General features: G+C 68.2%; 18 protein-coding genes. 6 read left to right on the top strand and 12 right to left on the bottom strand.

The window, feature by feature from the left end:
- Positions 1–65 precede the first annotated feature (65 nt).
- The 3 genes from G3N92_RS19665 (at position 66) to G3N92_RS19655 (ending at position 1,909) form a co-directional block, all read left to right on the top strand.
- On the top strand, positions 66–638 hold the full coding sequence (locus G3N92_RS19665) for a chromate transporter (RefSeq protein ID WP_206129197.1): 573 nt from the start codon (positions 66–68) through the stop codon (positions 636–638).
- A gap of 10 nt (positions 639–648) precedes the next feature.
- Positions 649–1,185, top strand: a complete 537-nt coding sequence (locus G3N92_RS19660; protein WP_206129196.1) for a chromate transporter — start codon at positions 649–651, stop codon at positions 1,183–1,185.
- Between the two features lie 439 nt (positions 1,186–1,624).
- Positions 1,625–1,909 (top strand): hypothetical protein, encoded by a 285-nt coding sequence (locus G3N92_RS19655; RefSeq protein WP_206129195.1) that lies wholly within the window; start codon positions 1,625–1,627, stop codon positions 1,907–1,909.
- Between the two features lie 87 nt (positions 1,910–1,996).
- Here the strand turns inward: G3N92_RS19655 and G3N92_RS19650 are convergent, their stop codons facing one another.
- From G3N92_RS19650 to G3N92_RS19630, 5 genes are all read right to left on the bottom strand, one after another.
- Positions 1,997–2,902 (bottom strand): PilZ domain-containing protein, encoded by a 906-nt coding sequence (locus G3N92_RS19650; RefSeq protein WP_206129194.1) that lies wholly within the window; start codon positions 2,900–2,902, stop codon positions 1,997–1,999.
- Between the two features lie 297 nt (positions 2,903–3,199).
- Positions 3,200–3,406: a YbdD/YjiX family protein gene (locus G3N92_RS19645; RefSeq protein ID WP_206129193.1), complete on the bottom strand. Its 207-nt coding sequence runs from the start codon at positions 3,404–3,406 to the stop codon at positions 3,200–3,202.
- 19 nt (positions 3,407–3,425) lie between these two features.
- Complete coding sequence (locus G3N92_RS19640) at positions 3,426–5,507, bottom strand: carbon starvation CstA family protein (RefSeq protein WP_206129192.1); 2,082 nt, start codon at positions 5,505–5,507, stop codon at positions 3,426–3,428.
- A 208-nt stretch (positions 5,508–5,715) separates the two neighbouring features.
- Positions 5,716–6,756 carry an ABC transporter substrate-binding protein gene (locus G3N92_RS19635; RefSeq protein WP_206129191.1) on the bottom strand — a complete coding sequence of 347 codons (1,041 nt, stop codon included), beginning with the start codon at positions 6,754–6,756 and terminating at the stop codon, positions 5,716–5,718.
- 130 nt (positions 6,757–6,886) lie between these two features.
- The gene (locus G3N92_RS19630; RefSeq protein ID WP_206129190.1) at positions 6,887–7,525 is read right to left on the bottom strand and encodes a LysE family translocator; all 639 of its coding nucleotides are present in this window, start codon (positions 7,523–7,525) and stop codon (positions 6,887–6,889) included.
- 691 nt (positions 7,526–8,216) lie between these two features.
- Between G3N92_RS19630 and G3N92_RS19625 the strand changes: the two genes are divergently transcribed.
- Complete coding sequence (locus G3N92_RS19625) at positions 8,217–9,380, top strand: porin (RefSeq protein WP_206129189.1); 1,164 nt, start codon at positions 8,217–8,219, stop codon at positions 9,378–9,380.
- A gap of 129 nt (positions 9,381–9,509) precedes the next feature.
- On the opposite strand, the gene G3N92_RS19620 is transcribed toward G3N92_RS19625, so the two are convergent.
- From G3N92_RS19620 to pqqA, 6 genes are all read right to left on the bottom strand, one after another.
- Positions 9,510–11,378, bottom strand: a complete 1,869-nt coding sequence (locus G3N92_RS19620) for a S9 family peptidase (RefSeq protein ID WP_206129188.1) — start codon at positions 11,376–11,378, stop codon at positions 9,510–9,512.
- Positions 11,347–12,513: a pyrroloquinoline quinone biosynthesis protein PqqE gene (pqqE, locus tag G3N92_RS19615; protein ID WP_206129187.1), complete on the bottom strand. Its 1,167-nt coding sequence runs from the start codon at positions 12,511–12,513 to the stop codon at positions 11,347–11,349. The genes G3N92_RS19620 and pqqE overlap by 32 nt, the downstream gene beginning before the upstream one ends.
- Positions 12,510–12,788 (bottom strand): pyrroloquinoline quinone biosynthesis peptide chaperone PqqD, encoded by a 279-nt coding sequence (gene pqqD, locus G3N92_RS19610; protein ID WP_206129186.1) that lies wholly within the window; start codon positions 12,786–12,788, stop codon positions 12,510–12,512. Before pqqD ends, pqqE begins: the two co-directional genes overlap by 4 nt.
- Entirely contained in the window at positions 12,785–13,537 is a 753-nt protein-coding gene (gene pqqC, locus G3N92_RS19605) for a pyrroloquinoline-quinone synthase PqqC (protein WP_206129185.1), read from the bottom strand. The genes pqqD and pqqC overlap by 4 nt, the downstream gene beginning before the upstream one ends.
- A gap of 70 nt (positions 13,538–13,607) precedes the next feature.
- The gene (gene pqqB, locus G3N92_RS19600) at positions 13,608–14,519 is read right to left on the bottom strand and encodes a pyrroloquinoline quinone biosynthesis protein PqqB (protein WP_206129184.1); all 912 of its coding nucleotides are present in this window, start codon (positions 14,517–14,519) and stop codon (positions 13,608–13,610) included.
- A 107-nt stretch (positions 14,520–14,626) separates the two neighbouring features.
- The gene (gene pqqA, locus G3N92_RS19595; protein WP_013691668.1) at positions 14,627–14,704 is read right to left on the bottom strand and encodes a pyrroloquinoline quinone precursor peptide PqqA; all 78 of its coding nucleotides are present in this window, start codon (positions 14,702–14,704) and stop codon (positions 14,627–14,629) included.
- 248 nt (positions 14,705–14,952) lie between these two features.
- Between pqqA and G3N92_RS19590 the strand changes: the two genes are divergently transcribed.
- Entirely contained in the window at positions 14,953–15,234 is a 282-nt protein-coding gene (locus tag G3N92_RS19590) for a DUF2164 domain-containing protein (RefSeq protein ID WP_206129183.1), read from the top strand.
- Between the two features lie 66 nt (positions 15,235–15,300).
- On the opposite strand, the gene G3N92_RS19585 is transcribed toward G3N92_RS19590, so the two are convergent.
- Entirely contained in the window at positions 15,301–16,281 is a 981-nt protein-coding gene (locus G3N92_RS19585; RefSeq protein WP_206129182.1) for an alpha/beta hydrolase, read from the bottom strand.
- A 162-nt stretch (positions 16,282–16,443) separates the two neighbouring features.
- Here G3N92_RS19585 and G3N92_RS19580 point away from each other — a divergent pair.
- Positions 16,444–16,593: ABATE domain-containing protein (locus tag G3N92_RS19580; RefSeq protein WP_206129198.1), on the top strand; the 150-nt coding region annotated here is incomplete at its 3' end.

Genomic DNA, 16,593 nt, shown 5'->3' with positions numbered 1-16,593 from the left:
CCGCGATGCTATCGTCGGCCGGTGCGGCGCCGGAGACAGCCGCGCCCCGTCAGCCCCGAATCCCGATGACACCGACCACCCCCGACCCGACACGGCCCACCGCGGCCGGCCTGTTCCTGATCTTTGCCCGCATCGGCCTGACCAGCTTCGGCGGCGGCCTGAGCGGCTGGTTCATGCGCGAATTCGTCGAAACGCGCGGCTGGCTGACCGAGGAGGCCTTCCTCGACGGCCTCGCGCTGTCGCAGGCGCTGCCCGGCGTCAACGTCAAGAACCTGGCGATCTGGATCGGCTACCGGCTGTGCGGCTGGCCCGGCGTGTTCGCGGGCTTCTGCGGGATCATCTTTCCGCCCGCCGTGGTGATCGTGCTGCTCGGGCTGCTGTTCGCCGAGATCACGCGCTTCCCCATCGCGCACATCGCGCTGGCCGGCGCGGCGGCGGCGGCGATCGGGCTGTCGCTGTCGATGGCGATCACGGCCGCGCGGCGGCTGCCGCGCCGCGTGGTGCCCTACGCCGTGTTCGCGGCCACCTTCGTGGCGGTGGCGGTATTCAAGGTGCCGGTGCTGTGGACGGTGCTGACGGCCGGCGTGCTCAACGTCGCCTACGAATACTGGCGGCTCGCGCGCGGCCGCCGCACCTGAGGGCCACGCCATGTCACGCACGCTCGTCGCCCTGTTCGCGCTGTTCGCGCCGCTGTCGGTGGCCACCGTCGGCGGCGGCCAGACCATCATCGCCGACATGCAGCGGCAGGTGGTGGACGTCCACCACTGGATGACGCACGCGCAGTTCGTCAACGATTTCGCCGTTGCGCGGCTCGCGCCCGGCCCCGGCTCGCTGCTCGCCACGCTGGTGGGCTTCCAGGTGGGCGGCGTGGCCGGCGCGCTGGTGGCCACGCTCGCGCTGTTCGGCCCGACCGCCTTCGTGATGGTCGCCGTCACGCACCTGACGGCCCGGCACCGCGACGCGCCGTGGCAACTCGCGCTGCAATCGGGGCTGCGGCCGGTGGCGGCGGGGCTGATCCTCGCGGCCGTCTATACGCTGGTGCAGGGCCTCGACGGCGGCTGGATCGCGATCGCCACGGCGCTCGTCTCCACCGCGCTCGTGATGCGCACGCGCATCAACGCGCTGGTGCTGATCGCGGGCGGCGCGGCGCTGTTCGCGATGCTGCATGCGATCGGCGTGCTTTGAGACGGCGGCATCGATGCCGATGCGCCACGCCGCCGCAGGCCAATGCGACATGCCGCGACGCACACCCGACATACCGCAGGCATTCGTTTGAAAATAAGGTTTTGCCGATACCCAAAGCGCGGCCGATCGGACAGAATGGATTCGTTGGGCGCTGCATGCGGGCGCCCGGCCTAGAGAGTTGAGACGATTGACCGCTCCTTGCGAGCGGTCTCTTTTTTTCCACGCGGCATTTGCAACCGCCGCGCGTTCACACGCTTCCCGCCGCCTTTCACCCCCCTCGCACTGGCTCCGCCGTCACGTTACGCGCCCGTAACATCGCGGGCCACATCACGCCCCCCTCAACAGTCGAAGCCTTGATTTCATGGGGTTTTTCTTTCTGGCAAGCTTATTGCTCAGATACCTGCAACCCATATCAACACCCACGCTCGTGGAGCTTCACATGGATATCGCAGGCGTCGCCCACTCGCTGCTGGACATCAACGAATTCGACGTGATCGACGGCGGCACGCTGATCCGCGAATCGCGCAACGCAGCGCCGGTTCGCAGCAGCGCCGCGTCGGTCATCGACGCGCCCCCGCTGACGCTATACGGCGCGTACCGCCAGGGCGTGGCCGACTATTTCGCACGCCGCCCGAACCCGTACCGCAACGGCAGCCGCCTCGCGGAGGTCTGGCAGGAAGGCCGCCTCGAAGCGGCCACGCGCAACGGCCGCAAGCCGCACTGAACCCGGCATGCAAGACGAGGCGCGCCCGCGCTTCGCCTCGCGCATTTTCCTCGCGCCGCCGCGCGCCCCGCGCGGCAGCCAACCCGCTCAATCCGGCATCGACCAATCGAACAGCGCCGCCTTCAGGCGCATCACCGCATCGTCCGTCATCGCCTCGTTGGCGACGTGATGCAGCCACGCGGGCGACGCGTCGGCCTGCTCGCCCACGCCGCGCACGATGCCCGTCAGCGTCAGTGCCTCGACATGCCCGGCTTCGGTCGCCACCGGCAGCACGATGGAGAGCGACTCGCCCGTGGCGGCCAGCGCGCGGTCGGCCGCGATCGAGAAGCCGCTCGGGCTGACGTCGAGCACCAGCCCCACGCCGTGCGCGTCGCCGGCCGTGTAGCGCGCGGCGAGCCGCACCGGCACGCGCGCGTCGCGGCGTTCACGCACGCGCTTCAGGTTGGCCGGCGCCGACAGGATCAGATACGGCGCGGGCTCGTACGCCACCGCCTCCACCACCGCCGTGAACCAGTAGACGGCCGATTGGCCGATCGCCATCGCATCGACCTGATCGTTCGGCGCGAAATCGACGGCGCGCGGCTGCAACGGCCGCAGGAACAGCGGGCCGGACGGATGGGTGCCGAGCAGGCGGAAGCGGTTCAACTGGCGCATCGTCGAGCCGCGGCGGCGCAGGCCGATCATCGCGTCGGCGGAGAGCGCCAGCCGCGGCCCCGACGAGGCGGACGCGGCCGATTGCAGCGCCGCCGCGCTCGCTTCGGCGTCGGCGCGTTGCGCGTCGGATACGTCGTCGGCAGGCTCATCGCCATTGCCGCTGTCGACGCGACGCACCGGCGCGAAACGCGCGAACAGGAAGGCAATGGCGTCGGCGTCGAGCGTTGCGCCGGCCGGCATCAGCGGCGCGCCGCCGGCATCGAACAGCGGCCAGGGCAACGGCGCGTCGGCCGTCAGATCGGCGGCGGCAACGGGCAGGACGGGACGGATTTCGGTCATCGGGCTCACTCCGGGCGTAGGGGTCTTGATTCGTATGACGGCTGCTTGCGCAAAAACCTGAGCACGCAGTGATACCGCAAAACGCCGCCGCCCGCATCCTGAACCGGATGCGGGCGGCGGAAACCCGGCCCGGCCGGCTCTCGTTCGCGGCGCGGCATCCTGCGCGCCCGGCCGATCCGGCCGCGACGTTCGCCCGCGACGGATCGCCTCGATGTGCGCCCTTGGCGCACGCCGGAAAAGAAAAACGCGGGCCGATCCGGCCCGCGCTTCGTCATGGCCCGAGCAACGCTCGGCGGCTCAGCAGCACTTCCCCGCGCCGCTGCCGTAGCGCGCGTTCTGCCGCTCGCGGAAAAATGCCTCGTAGCTCATCGGCTCGCGATCGGGGTGCGTCGCGCGCATGTGCGCGACGTAGGTTTCGTAGTCGGGCACGCCGACCATCAGCCGCAGCGCCTGGCCCAGATAGCGGCCCGCGCTGCGCAGATCGTCGCCGAGATCGGTGAACATGGTGCGCCCTCCCGCTCGCTCAGCGGCCGCTGCCGAGCGCTTGCGCGGCGGGCGGCAGCGGCTCGAACGGCGTCTCGTTCGAGGTGGGCCGCGCCGCGCGGCGCGCGCGCAGCACCGCGATCACGCCGTACACCGCGATGCTGACCACCACCAGCATGAACAGCCCGGCCAGCGTCGCGTCGATGTAGTCGTTGACGATGATCCGCTGCATCTGCGCGATCGACTTGGCCGGCGCGAGCACCGTGCCCGCATCGACCGCCGCCTGCAGCTTGGCCGCATGCGCGAGGAAGCCGACCTTCGGGCTGGCGTCGAACAGCTTCTGCCAGCCGGCCGTCAGCGTGCACATCAGCAGCCACACGGTCGGCACGATCGTGACCCACGCGAAGCGCTCGCGCTTCATCTTGAACAGCACGACGGTGCCGAGCGTCAGCGCGATCGCCGCGAGCATCTGGTTCGAGATGCCGAACAGCGGCCACAGCGTATTGATGCCGCCGAGCGGATCGACCACGCCCTGATACAGGAAGTAACCCCACGCGGTCACGCACAGCGCGGTGGCGACAAGGTTGGCCGGCAGCGATTCGGTGCGCTTGAGCGCCGGGTGGAACGTGCCGAGCAAGTCCTGCAGCATGAAGCGGCCCGCGCGCGTGCCGGCATCCACGGCCGTCAGGATGAACAGCGCCTCGAACAGGATCGCGAAGTGATACCAGAACGCCATCATCGCCTGGCCGCCGATCACCTGATGGAGGATCTGCGCCATGCCCACCGCCAGCGTGGGCGCGCCGCCGGCGCGCGCGACGATGGTGGTTTCGCCCACCGCCTTGGCGGTTTGCGTGAGCATGTCCGGCGTCAGCACGAAGCCCCATTGGCTCACGGTTTGCGCGACGGCTTCGGGCGTCGTGCCGAGCACGGCGGCCGGCGCGTTCATCGCGAAGTAGATGCCCGGCTCGATCACGCTCGCGGCCACCAGCGCCATGATCGCGACGAACGATTCCATCAGCATCGCGCCGTAGCCGATGAAGCGCAGGTTCGATTCGTTGTCGACCAGCTTCGGCGTGGTGCCCGAGGCGATCAGCGCGTGGAAGCCCGACACCGCGCCGCACGCGATCGTGATGAACAGGAACGGGAACAGATGGCCGGACCACACCGGGCCGCTGCCGTCGACGAACTTCGTCAGCGCGGGCATCTTCAGCTCGGGCGCGACGAACAGGATGCCGATCGCAAGGCCGAGGATCGTGCCGATCTTCAGGAAGGTGGAGAGGTAATCGCGCGGCGCGAGCAGCAGCCACACCGGCAGCACCGAGGCGATGAAGCCGTAGCCGATCAGGATCCAGGTCAGCTGCGTGCCCGAGAACGTGAACAGCGCGGCCAGCACCGGCGAATCGTGCACGTACTGGCCGAACACGATCGAGGCCATCAGCAGCACGAAGCCGATGATCGACACCTCGCCGATGCGGCCCGGGCGGATATAGCGCGTGTAGATGCCCATGAAGATCGCGATCGGGATCGTCGCGGCCACCGTGAACGTGCCCCACGGGGAGTTGGTCAGCGCCTTCACGACGATCAGCGCGAGCACCGCGAGGATGATCACCATGATCAGGAACGCGCCGAACAGCGCGATCACGCCGGGCACGGTGCCCAGCTCCATCTTCACGAGATCGCCGAGCGAGCGGCCGTTGCGGCGCGTCGAGATGAACAGCACGATGAAATCCTGCACCGCACCCGCGAACACCACGCCGGCCAGCAGCCACAGCATGCCGGGCATGTAGCCCATCTGCGCGGCCAGCACCGGCCCGACCAGCGGCCCGGCGCCCGCGATGGCGGCGAAATGATGGCCGAACAGCACGTACTTGTTGGTCGGAACGTAATCGAGGCCGTCGTTGAGCTTGACGGCGGGCGTCATGCGCAGGCCGTCGAGCTGCACCACGCGGGTGGCGATGAAGCGGCTGTAGAAGCGGTAGGCGATCAGATAGACGCACACGGCGGCGATCACGATCCACAGCGCGCTGATGCGCTCGCCGTGGGCGAGTGCGATGGTTCCGAACGAGAACGCGCCGAGCAGCGCGACTGCAATCCAGAGCAGGGTTCCGGAAGCCCGATTCATGGTGTCTCCTGGCTATTTTTCGACATCGTCGCGCCGCAAGACAGCGCGAACTGGCGGACGCGCGAGGCCCGTTTCGGCAGGCCCGGCGCTGCCGCGTATTGTTCGCGTTCGGGGTGCCGCTCACAAGCGGACAACTACGTAACCGCGCTACGTAGCAACGCGTAGGGGTAAGCCAGGGGAGCGCCGGCGGAGGCCGGCGCGGCGGGGTTCAGCCGTGCGCGACGTCGCGCACCGAGATGGCGGCCACGTCCACGCGCGACGGCAGGATCGCATCGCGCTGCGCGCGATCGGCCACGCGTTGCAGCACGGCGATATCCTCGTTCGTCACGGCGCGCTGCGCGATCGACGCGCGGCCGGTGATGTCGGCGGCCGCATCGGCGGGCAGGCGCGTCAGCGACGCATACACCTTCGCGTAGTCGGCCGGATGCGCGAGCGCCCAGCGGCCGGCCTGTTCGAGCCGCGTCAGCACGTCGGCCAGCGCGGCGCGCTTCGCGCGGTCGGCCAGCGTGGGGGCGGGCGAGGTCAGAAAGCCGAGGCCGGAGTTGATGCCGCTGCCGTCGCGCACGATGCGCGCGCCGCGCCGCACCACATGGCCGTAATACGGATCGAACGTGGCCCAGATGTCGATCCGCTTCGATTCGAACGCCGCGAACGCATCCACCGGCAGCACGAAGCGCACCTCCACGTCGTGCCGCGACAGCCCGCGCTGTTCCAGCGCGCCATATAATTGGTACTGCGAAATGCTGCCGCGCGCCGACGACACGATCACCGTCTTGCCCTTCAGGTCGGCCACGCTGCGCACCGGCGAATCGGGCTGCACGACGATGCCGAGCGCGGCGGCGGATCCGGCGCGCGTCGCGACGATCCGCAGGTCGGGATCGCCGAGCGCCGCGGTCAGCACCGGCAGGTCGCCCGCGGGCGCCAGGTCGATCGCGCCGGCGCGCTGCGCCTCGAACAGCGGCGCGGCGCCCTGGAAATTGGCCCAGCGGAACCGGTAGCGCGTGCCGTCGAGCACGCGCGCGGCCTCGGCCAGCGCACGCAGGCCGCCGGCCTGATCGCCGAGCACGAGCGTGACGTTCGAGATGTCGATCTCGCCTTGGGCGGCCTGTGCAGCTTGGGCGGCCTGCGCGAGCGGCGGCGCGGCGGCGAAACCGGCAAGCGCCGCGCCGGACAGCCCGGCGAGGTCGGCAAGTCGGCGCAACGCGCGGCGGCGCGCGGGGAACAACGGCTGGGAGGAATCACGACGCATCGATGGCGGCCCCGAATGGCGCCGCGCCCCGGTGGCGCGGCTGGCCGCCCAGCGTACGGACGCGCACCGCCGCGACCAACCATCGAAATGCGAAATGCTTATGAGCGGCGTGCCGGCGCAACGGCGCGCGTCAGGAACGCAGCGAGCGGATGAAGCCGGCGGCCAACACACAATAGAAGCCGCCGCAGAACAGCCCGAACGCCTTGCGCGTGCGCGCGAAGAACGGCCCGGCCGCGCGCGCCGAGAACGCCAGCGCATAGCCCACGAAAATACCGGTGCCGAGCAATGCGCAGAAGCCCACCAGCACGAAGCTCGTCCAGGCCGGCGCGTGCGGCGACAACCCGAGCGAGGTGACGGTCAGCCAGGTCAGGATCGCCTTCGGGTTGGTCAGGTGGATGCCGAGGCCTTGCAGATAGAAGCGCGTGAGCCGGCTGCTGCGCGCCGGCGCAGCCACGGCGAGCGGATCCTGCGGCGAGAGCGCGCCGCGCACCGCCTTGTAGGCCAGCCAGAACAGATACAGCGCGCCGAGGATCTTGAGGCCGATCAGCCATTGCCGGTACGACATCAGCAGCGCGGACATGCCGGCCGCCGCCGTCACGCCCCAGCACAGCGAGCCGCTGATCACGCCGGCCGCCATCGCGAACGCCGGCTTGCGGCCGTGATGGAGCGCCGTGTTCGCGATCGACAGGTTGGCGGGGCCGGGCGACAGCGTGCCGACCAGATAGACGGCGAATGCAACGCCGAGATTGGACACCACTTCGACGAACATCGTGACGATCCTCGGAAGGCAGGGGCGGGGCATGGAGGGCGACGCGGGCGCGGCCGCGCGCATCGGGGCCGACCGATTATGCGCCGCGCCGCGGCGCGCGACAGAGACGCCTGCCACGGCACACGCCCGGAACTGTCACGCCGTTTCGAGCGGACACTTGGCGCGGAAAGCGAGGAATGCGGACGAGAAAATCGCGATGCACGCCATGGCGCATCGTCAATCGGCAATTCGAATTCCGATTAAAAACAGAAATTCATTATTGCGATAATTGGAGAACCGCGCGTAAAAAAGAGCGGCCGAAGCCGCTCAAGCGTGGACTCGTCTGTCTACCCACAGAATGTGGAAACGAGTGCGCGAACACTAACACCGATCGCACCCCGCTATTGAACCGATTTAGTTAATTAATCATTGCAGAATCGCGGACAATCAAGCACCACGGCCATCCTGCCCAATCCTTAGGCAGCATTGTTCTTGAATCGATAATAAATCGGTAAATTCATCAGACGATACCGACCTATTTTTTCATTTAAAAGAATAATACCGAAAATCTAACAATCCTTTCTGTGTAATCCGTCTGTATTGTTTTCGATACAACACTGAATTTCATTTTTCCGAATTAAATCTGTCTGGGTAGTCTCACGTCACTCCAAAACCACCACACGCAACCAACCGCCAACAGGAGCTGACACATATGAAACGCATCGCCTTGACGCTCTTTTCGCTCGCATCCGTCGCAGCAATGGGCAGCGCCCACGCCCAATCGAGCGTGACGCTGTACGGCCTGATCGACACGTCGCTGACGTACGTGAACCACGCAGAAGGTTCGAAGAATTCCTGGCTGCTGGGCAACAGCAGCGCCGGCAACCTGGCGGGCTCGCGCTTCGGCGTCAAGGGCAGCGAAGACCTCGGCGGCGGCCTGAAGGCAATCTTCCAGTTGGAAAACGGCTTCAACCCGAGCACGGGCGGCCTGGGCCAAGGCGGCCGCATGTTCGGCCGTCAGGCGTTCGTGGGCCTGACCAGCGACCACTTCGGCACGGTCACGCTGGGCCGCCAGTACGATCCGCTGGTCGACCTGATCCAACCGATCACGGCCGACAACTACTTCGGCAGCGTGTTCGCCACGGCAGGCGACGTCGACAACTACGACAACAGCTTCCGCGTCGACAACGCCGTCAAGTACACGTCGCCGCTGATCTCGGGCGTCCAGTTCGAAGCGATGTACTCGTTCGGCGGCGTGGCCGGCTCGACGAGCTCGAAGCAATCGTACTCGGCAGCCGTGTCGTACAACGGCGGCCCGCTGGCACTGGCTGCCGGCTACTACTACGCAGCGAACACGGCCGGCAACGCAGGCCAGCGCGCAGGCTGGTCGAGCACCTCGGACGGTACGTTCGACGGCCCGATCAACGGCGGCTACCAGACGGCCCACTCGCTCGGCATCGCACGCGTGGCCGGCCAGTACACGTTCGGCGCATTCACGGCAGGCGCAAGCTACAGCAACGCGCAATACCGCCGCGACGGCGCGTCGCTGTTCGCCCAGAACGAGCGCTACAACACGGGGCAAGGCTTCCTGAACTACCAACTGAACCCGTCGCTGCTGCTGGGCGTGGGCTACAGCTACACGAAGGCCACCGGCGACACGTCGGCGACGTACCACCAAGCCTCGCTGGGCGCGGACTACACGCTGTCGAAGCGCACCGACATCTACCTGACGGCTGCCTACCAGCACGCCAGCGGCACGACGCGCGATTCCGTCACGGGCGCGACCGTGGCCGCGCAAGCGTCGATCGGCTCGTACGGCTACGCCGGCACGAACTCGCAAACGCTGGTCAACCTCGGCCTGCGTCACCGCTTCTAAGCCTCGGCGCACGGGCTCGGGCGATTCGGTACGCATCGCCCGCGGCAACCGCGTCAACGAAAATGGCCGCCCTCGGGCGGCCATTTTTCATTGCGGCGCGCACGCGCGGTGCAGTGCGCCGCGCTGGCGTTACAGCGCGCCGTCGAGAATGCGCCGGTAGAACGCGTGCTCGGCGTCGAGCGCATGCGCCTGATTTCCGGCCTTGCGGAAGCCGTGGCGCTCGTCGGCGTAGTAGTGCACCTCGTTCGGCACGCCGTTCGCGTCGAGCGCGGCGGCCATCGAGCGCGTCTGGTCGGGCGTGACCACCGCGTCGAGCTCGCCCTGGAAGAACGCCACCGGCACGCGGATCGCGTCGGCGTGCACGAGCGGCGTGCGCGCCAGATAACGCGCGCGGTCGACCACCGGATCGCCGATCAGCCAGCGCAGGTAGCGCGCCTCGAACTTGTGCGTGTGCGCGTCGAGCTGCAGCGGATCGCTGACGCCGTACAGGCTCGCGCCGCCGCGGAACACGTCGCGGAACGCCAGCGCGCACAGCGCCGTGTAGCCGCCCGCGCTGCCGCCGCGCACGAACGCGCGTTGCGCGTCCACCAGCCCTTGCCCGGCCAGATGCGCGACGGCCGCGCAGGCGTCGTCGACATCGGCCACGCCCCAGGTGAGGTGCAGCGCCTGCCGGAACGCGCGGCCGTAGCCGGTGCTGCCGCGATAGTTCAGCAGCACGATCGCGAAGCCGCGCTGCACCCAGTATTCGAGGCGTGGGCTGTAGACGGCGTAGTTGGCCGCAGTGGGGCCGCCGTGGGCGAACACCACGACGGGCGGCGGCGCGGCATCGGCGCCCGGGTTCGTTGCGGCGGCGTCGGGCAGGTACAGATACCCGTAGGCCTCGCCGTCGCCGCTCGGAAAACGCAGCGTGCGCGGCAGCGTGATGCGCTCGGCCGGCATCGACGGCACCACCTCGCGCAGCACCTCGACGCGATGGTCGCGGCGGTCGATCGCAAGAATCGCGGCCGGGCAGGTGGGCGAGGCGGCGATGCAGTACAGATGCGTCGCGTCGGCCGCCAGATGATGGAACTGGCTGTAGCCGGGCGCGAGCGGCGTCAGAGCGCCGGCGGCGTCGCGCACGCCGAGCCGGCCCCAGCCGGATTCGAACCACGTGGAGAAGCTGCCGCCGCCGTCGAGCGGCAGCCAGCTGCACGCGCCCAGTTGCCACGGGGCGGCGGCGTGATCGCCGGCCTCGGCGGGCAGCGGCGCGAGCGCCGGCGCACCGTCGGCATTGCCATCGACGTCGAGCTGCCACGGCTGCCAGAAATTCGCGCGATCGGTCAGGCACACGAGCCGCCCGCCAGCGTCGAACGCGGGCTGCTGCACGGCCTCGTCGTCGGCGGCGCCGGCGATCGTGCGCGCATCGCCGGCGCCGTCGCGCAGCATCAGGCGCGTGGCCGTCCACGGTTGATGCGGATGCTGCCATTCGATCCAGGCGAGGCGCGCGCCGTCGGCGCTGCGCACCGGCGCGGCGTAGAAATCCGCGCCCTCGGCCAGCACCTCGCGCGCGCCGTCGAGCAGGCCGATCGACACGAGCCGGTGCGTTTCGCCGTCCTGCTCGACAGCGAGAATCCGGCCGTGCGCGTGGCGCAGGTCGCCGTAGCGCAGGCCGTCGGGCGTGAGCGGCTGCGGTTCGGCCAGGCTGTCCGGCGCGAAGCGGTAGATGCGCTGGTCGCGTTCGTTGACGAACGCCACGTGCTCGCCCGCCACGCAGAACGCGCCGCCGCCGTATTCGTAAACGCGCCCGCGCGCGCTGAAGCCGTCGGGGCTCACGCACGCGATCGCGCCGCCGCGCGCGCGCCAGATCCGGCACATCGCGTCGGCGGGATCGTATTCGGTCCAGTAGACGCCGGACGCGTCGGCCGTCAGTTCCACGAAATCGCGGCCGGCGGCTACGGCTTCCTCGGCCGTCAGCGGGGCGGGGCGGTCACGGGTTGAGTCGTCGGGATTGCTTGGCATTTCGGAAGATCAGCGGATGCGTGTTGGCGGGCCGGGGCTGCGCGGCTGCGTCGCGCGCGCGCAGGATCACCGGGTGATGGGGCGACTTGCCGCAAACCGGATCGGCGTTGGCCGCGTCGCCGGTCAGCATGTAGGCCTGGCAGCGGCAGCCGCCGAAATCCTTCTGCTTCTCGTCGCACGAGCGGCACGGCTCGGGCATCCAGGCATCGCCGCGGAAGCGGTTGAAGCCGAACGAGTCGTACCAGATGTGCCGCAGGTCGTGATCGCGCACGTTCGGAAACGCGATCGGCAATTGCCGCGCGCCGTGGCACGGCAAGGCGGTGCCGTCGGGCGTGACGGTCAGGAAGATGCTGCCCCAGCCGTTCATGCAGGCCTTCGGCCGCTCCTCGTAGTAATCGGGCGTGACGAAGATCAGCTTGCACGGATGGTTCTGCGCGGCGAGCTTCTCGCGATAGGCGTTGGTGACGCGCTCGGCGCGCGCCAATTGCTCGCGCGTGGGGAGCAGCGCTTCGCGGTTCAGATAGGCCCAGCCGTAGAACTGGCAGGTGGCCAGCTCGACGAAATCGGCGTCGAGCGCGATGCACAGCTCGATGATGCGGTCGATGTGATCGATGTTGTAGCGGTGCGTGACGAAGTTCAGCACCATCGGATAACCGTGCGCCTTCACGGCGCGCGCCATTTCCAGCTTGTGCGCGAACGCCTTGTCGGAGCCGGCCAGCATGTTGTTGACCTGCTCGTCGCTCGACTGGAAGCTGATCTGGATGTGATCGAGGCCGGCGCGCTCGAACGCGTCGAGCTTGGCTTCGTCCAGGCCGATGCCCGAGGTGATCAGGTTCGTGTAATAGCCGAGCCGGCGCGCCTCGGCGATCAGCTCGGGCAAGTCGGGCCGCACCAGCGGCTCGCCGCCCGAGAAGCCGATCTGCGCGGCGCCCATCGCGCGCGCCTCGCCCATCACGCGCACCCAGTCGGCCGTCGTCAGTTCCTCGCCCTGCCGCGCGAAATCGAGCGGATTCGAGCAGTACGGGCATTGCAGCGGGCAACGGTAGGTGACTTCCGCGAGCAGCCATAGCGGCAGCCCGGCGGGCACGGCCGGCGCAACCGGGGCAGCGGTGGCAGAGGCGGGGGCGTCGGTCATGCGCGCAGTTCGATCCAGTGCTTGTCGAGCGCCACCAGCATGAACTGTTCGACATCCTCACCAAGCTCGGGCACGCCCGGGAACTGCGCGTCGAGTTCGGCGACGATCGCGGCCACGCTGCGCTGGCCGTCGATCAGCCCGCCGATCGCGGCGGCGCTCTCGTTCAGCTTGATCATCCCTTCGGGGTAGAGCAGCACGTGCGCGTCCTGCGCCGGCTCGAACTGGAAGCGGTAGCCGCGCCGCCAGACGGGGGTGCGTGATCGATCGAAACTCATAGTGCTATTCCCTTGTGCCAGGCGCGTTCGGCGGTGACGGTGTGATAGGGCGGGCGATTCAGCTCGTAGGCCATCGACATCGCGTCGAGCATGGTCCACAGGATGTCGAGCTTGAACTGCAGGATCTCGAGCATACGCTGCTGCGCATCCCAGGTCGTGTAGTGCTGCAGCGTGATCTGCAGGCCGTGCTCCACGTCGCGGCGCGCCTGGCCGAGCCGCGAGCGGAAGTATTCGTAGCCGGCCGGATCGATCCACGGGTAATGGCGCGGCCAGGTGTCGAGCCGCGATTGGTGGATCTGCGGCGCGAACAATTCGGTGAGCGAACTGCTGGCCGCTTCCTGCCAGCTCGCGCGGCGCGCGAAGTTGACGTAGGCGTCCACGGCAAAGCGCACGCCCGGCAGCACCAGTTCCTGCGAGCGCAGTTGATCGGGGTCGAGGCCCACGGCCTGACCGAGGCGCAGCCACGCCTCGATGCCGCCGTCCTCGCCCGGCGCGCCGTCGTGATCGAGCAGGCGCTGGATCCACAGCCGGCGCACCTCGCGATCGGGGCAATTGGCGAGGATCGCCGCATCCTTCATCGGGATGTTGACCTGATAGTAGAAGCGGTTCGCGACCCAGCCCTGGATCTGCTCGCGCGTCGCGCGCCCTTCGTACATGGCGACGTGGTACGGGTGGTGAATATGGTAAAGCGCGCCCTTGGCGCGCAGGGCCTGCTCGAACTGTTCGGCGCTCAGGGCGGTCTGGCTCATGGTGTCTTCCATTCCGGTGGTTCGGGTGTTGCGGGGCGGGCCGAGGCCCGCGAAACGGCGCGGCATGCGATCAGAGATCGATCCGCATGCCGTCGAACGCCACCTCGATCCGACGCCGCGCGAGTTCCGCGCGTTCCGGCGACGCTTCGTCGAGGATCGGGTTGGTGTTGTTGATGTGCGTGAGGATCTTGCGCGGCGCCGGGAAGCGTTCGAGCACCTCGATCATGCCGCCGGGGCCGCTCTGCGCGAGATGGCCCATCTGGCGGCCGGTGCGCGTGCCCACGCCGCGGCGCTGCATCTCGTCGTCGTGCCAGAGCGTGCCGTCCACGAGCAGGCAATCGGCCTGCGCCATGCGCGCGGCCAGCGCGTCGTCCACCTTGCCGAGGCCCGGTGCGTAGAACAGCGTGCCGCCCGTGCGCAGGTCTTCCACCATCAGGCCAATGTTGTCGCCGGGATGCGGATCGTGACGATGCGGCGAATACGGCGGCGCGGCGCTTTCCAGCACGAACGGCAGGAAGCGCAGGTTCGGGCAGGCCGACACGGCGAACGCGCGCTCCGGCTCGACCGGGTTCCAGCGCAGGCCGCCGTTCCAGTGCTTGAGCATCGTGAACAGCGGAAAGCCGCTGCTCAGGTCTTCATGGACCATCTCGGTGCACCAGACGTCGAGCGGGCAGCCCTCGCGCAGGCTCAGCAACCCGGTGGTGTGATCGATCTGGCTGTCCATCAGCACGATCGCGGCGATGCCGGTGTCGCGCAGCGCGCGGCCGGGTTGCATCGGCGCGAACTGCTGCAACTGGGCGCGGATGTCGGGCGAGGCGTTGCAGAGCACCCACGACACGCCGTCGTCGGAGATCGCGATCGACGATTGCGTGCGGGCGCGGGCGTCGACGCTGCCGTCGCGAAACCCGGCGCAGTTCGCGCAATTGCAGTTCCATTGCGGAAAGCCGCCGCCGGCGGCGGAGCCGAGGATCTGGATATGCATGCGAGAAATCGGTGAGGGGCCGGCGGCAGCGCGAACGCCGGCGCCGGCCACAAGAAAAATAGCCTCGGCGAACCGAGGCTAGGCATGGCCTTGGGAGCGGCGTCGAATCAACGATTCGAGATGTACATCGTGATTTCGAAACCCAGGCGCAGGTCGGTGTAGGCAGGCTTGATCCACTTGGACATGGCAATTCTCCATTCGGGCGATACGGGCAGCCCGGCGTTTCGCCGGGCACGAGACGACCGCGAAGCGCCAGCGCAAACGCGCGGCATGGGCCGCGCGACAGGTGTTTGCTTCGGAAAGGTCAGCGGCCATCCTATCACTTTGTCCGATTCGGTGAATTCTCGCGTCGGCAGGCAATCCGGCCCCCGCAACCGCGGCGAAGCCTGCGCTAAGATGCCGGCTCCCTCCCTTTCGCCCCGCGCCGCCCGCCATGAGCATCGAACTGACGAAGGAAGCCCGCGCCGACGCCATCGCGTCGCTGCAACGCTATTTCGAACGCAACATGGACGAGCCGATCGGCAATGTCGCCGCGGGCGCGCTGCTCGGTTTCTTCCTCGAGGAAATCGGCCCGACCGTCTACAACCAGGGCGTCGCCGACGCGCAGACGCACCTCCAGGAGCGGCTCGCCGAACTCGACTACACCGTGCACGAGGACGAGTTCACGTACTGGTCGCGCCAGGCCGCGCCGAAGGCCAAGGGCCGCGGCAAGTAACGGGCCCGGTCGCAAGCCCGGCGGCAAGCCGCGCCGTGTCGTGTCGTCCGGCGCGGCCCGCGCCGCTTACTTGCGCGGCACGTTCTGGTCGAGGAAGCGGTGGATCACCGGCGCGATCTCGGCCACGTTGGTTTCGAGCGCGAAGTGGCCGGTGTCGAAGAACTGCACCTGCGCCTTCGGCACGTCGCGCTTGAACGCTTCCGCGCCCGGCGGCAGGAAGAACGGATCGTTCTTGCCCCACACGGCCAGGATCGGCGGCTGGTACTTGCGGAAATATTCCTGGTATTGCGGATACTGGGCCACGTTGTTCGCGTAATCGCGGAACAGGTCGAGCTGGATCTCGTCGTTGCCGGGGCGCGCGAGGAACGCCGCGTCGAGCGTGTACGCCTCGGGCGCGACCTGGTCCGGATCCTTCACGCCGTGCGTGTACTGCCACTTGATCGCATCGGGCTTCAGGAACGCGCGCAGCGCATCGCGATTCGCCTGCGACGGATCCTTCCAATACTTCTGAATCGGGTTCCAGCCCTCGCTCAGGCCTTCCACATAGGCATTGCCGTTCTGCGAGACGATCGCCGTCACGCGCTCGGGGTGCGCCACCGCGAGCCGCCAGCCCACCGGCGCGCCGTAGTCGAACACTTCCAGCGCGTACTTGTCGAGATGCAGCGCCTCGGTGAAATGGTCGATCGTCTGCGCCAGATGATCGAACGTATAGGCGTAATGGCTGCGGTCGGGGCTTTCGGTGAAGCCGAAGCCGGGCAGATCGGGCGCGATCACGTGATAGCGGTCGGCCAGACGCGGCATCAGGTCGCGATACATGAACGACGAGGTCGGGAAGCCGTGCAGCAGCAGCACGGTGGGCGCCGACGGGTTGCCAGCCTCGCGGTAGAACACCTTCACGTCGTCCACCTGCAGGTAATGGTGACTGACCACCGGCGCGGCGGCCGCCGGCGCATCGTGCGGCGCCGCGTGCGCCTCGGCGCCGCCCGTCAGCCCGCCCACCACGCCGACCGTCATCAGCGCACCCATCAGCAACGTATTGATCTTCATGACAAAACCTCGAATGTGAATGTGACCCGAAAACCGGCACGGTCGCCGCCTCGCTTTTCGTAACCGGCAACAACGTTTTTTCAGGTTACGTATTGGGCACGTAACCTGTCAACAGGTTTTTTATGAGTTACAATCCGTCCATCGATTTTCCAGGGGTTCACGATGAGCACCGCAAGCACGGCCGAGGGCGCGACGGCGCTGTTCGTCGGCGACGATCTCGCGCTCGATTTCATCAACACGAAGTACGGCGTCGACGACGGCCGCCGCGACCTGCTCACGAGCGACGCCGCCGTGATCGACTGGCTCGTGCAA

The sequence above is a fragment of the Burkholderia sp. Ac-20379 genome (genome assembly GCF_017104645.1).
Taxonomy (GTDB): Bacteria; Pseudomonadota; Gammaproteobacteria; order Burkholderiales; family Burkholderiaceae; genus Burkholderia.
The sequence above is the reverse complement of the archived record's forward strand: the minus strand, read 5'-3'. Positions and strand labels throughout refer to the sequence as shown.

What these genes read in the sequence shown, in the direction of transcription:
- G3N92_RS19640 (WP_206129192.1), bottom strand. Translation starts at nt 5,507, where the DNA reads ATGAATCGGGCTTCCGGAACCCTGCTCTGGATTGCAGTCGCGCTGCTC.
- pqqB (WP_206129184.1), bottom strand. Translation starts at nt 14,519, where the DNA reads ATGCATATCCAGATCCTCGGCTCCGCCGCCGGCGGCGGCTTTCCGCAA.
- G3N92_RS19625 (WP_206129189.1), top strand. Translation starts at nt 8,217, where the DNA reads ATGAAACGCATCGCCTTGACGCTCTTTTCGCTCGCATCCGTCGCAGCA.
- G3N92_RS19655 (WP_206129195.1), top strand. Translation starts at nt 1,625, where the DNA reads ATGGATATCGCAGGCGTCGCCCACTCGCTGCTGGACATCAACGAATTC.
- G3N92_RS19645 (WP_206129193.1), bottom strand. Translation starts at nt 3,406, where the DNA reads ATGTTCACCGATCTCGGCGACGATCTGCGCAGCGCGGGCCGCTATCTG.
- G3N92_RS19635 (WP_206129191.1), bottom strand. Translation starts at nt 6,756, where the DNA reads ATGCGTCGTGATTCCTCCCAGCCGTTGTTCCCCGCGCGCCGCCGCGCG.
- pqqA (WP_013691668.1), bottom strand. Translation starts at nt 14,704, where the DNA reads ATGTCCAAGTGGATCAAGCCTGCCTACACCGACCTGCGCCTGGGTTTC.
- pqqE (WP_206129187.1), bottom strand. Translation starts at nt 12,513, where the DNA reads ATGACCGACGCCCCCGCCTCTGCCACCGCTGCCCCGGTTGCGCCGGCC.
- G3N92_RS19660 (WP_206129196.1), top strand. Translation starts at nt 649, where the DNA reads ATGTCACGCACGCTCGTCGCCCTGTTCGCGCTGTTCGCGCCGCTGTCG.
- pqqC (WP_206129185.1), bottom strand. Translation starts at nt 13,537, where the DNA reads ATGAGCCAGACCGCCCTGAGCGCCGAACAGTTCGAGCAGGCCCTGCGC.
- G3N92_RS19650 (WP_206129194.1), bottom strand. Translation starts at nt 2,902, where the DNA reads ATGACCGAAATCCGTCCCGTCCTGCCCGTTGCCGCCGCCGATCTGACG.
- pqqD (WP_206129186.1), bottom strand. Translation starts at nt 12,788, where the DNA reads ATGAGTTTCGATCGATCACGCACCCCCGTCTGGCGGCGCGGCTACCGC.
- G3N92_RS19620 (WP_206129188.1), bottom strand. Translation starts at nt 11,378, where the DNA reads ATGCCAAGCAATCCCGACGACTCAACCCGTGACCGCCCCGCCCCGCTG.
- G3N92_RS19665 (WP_206129197.1), top strand. Translation starts at nt 66, where the DNA reads ATGACACCGACCACCCCCGACCCGACACGGCCCACCGCGGCCGGCCTG.
- G3N92_RS19590 (WP_206129183.1), top strand. Translation starts at nt 14,953, where the DNA reads ATGAGCATCGAACTGACGAAGGAAGCCCGCGCCGACGCCATCGCGTCG.
- G3N92_RS19630 (WP_206129190.1), bottom strand. Translation starts at nt 7,525, where the DNA reads ATGTTCGTCGAAGTGGTGTCCAATCTCGGCGTTGCATTCGCCGTCTAT.
- G3N92_RS19585 (WP_206129182.1), bottom strand. Translation starts at nt 16,281, where the DNA reads ATGAAGATCAATACGTTGCTGATGGGTGCGCTGATGACGGTCGGCGTG.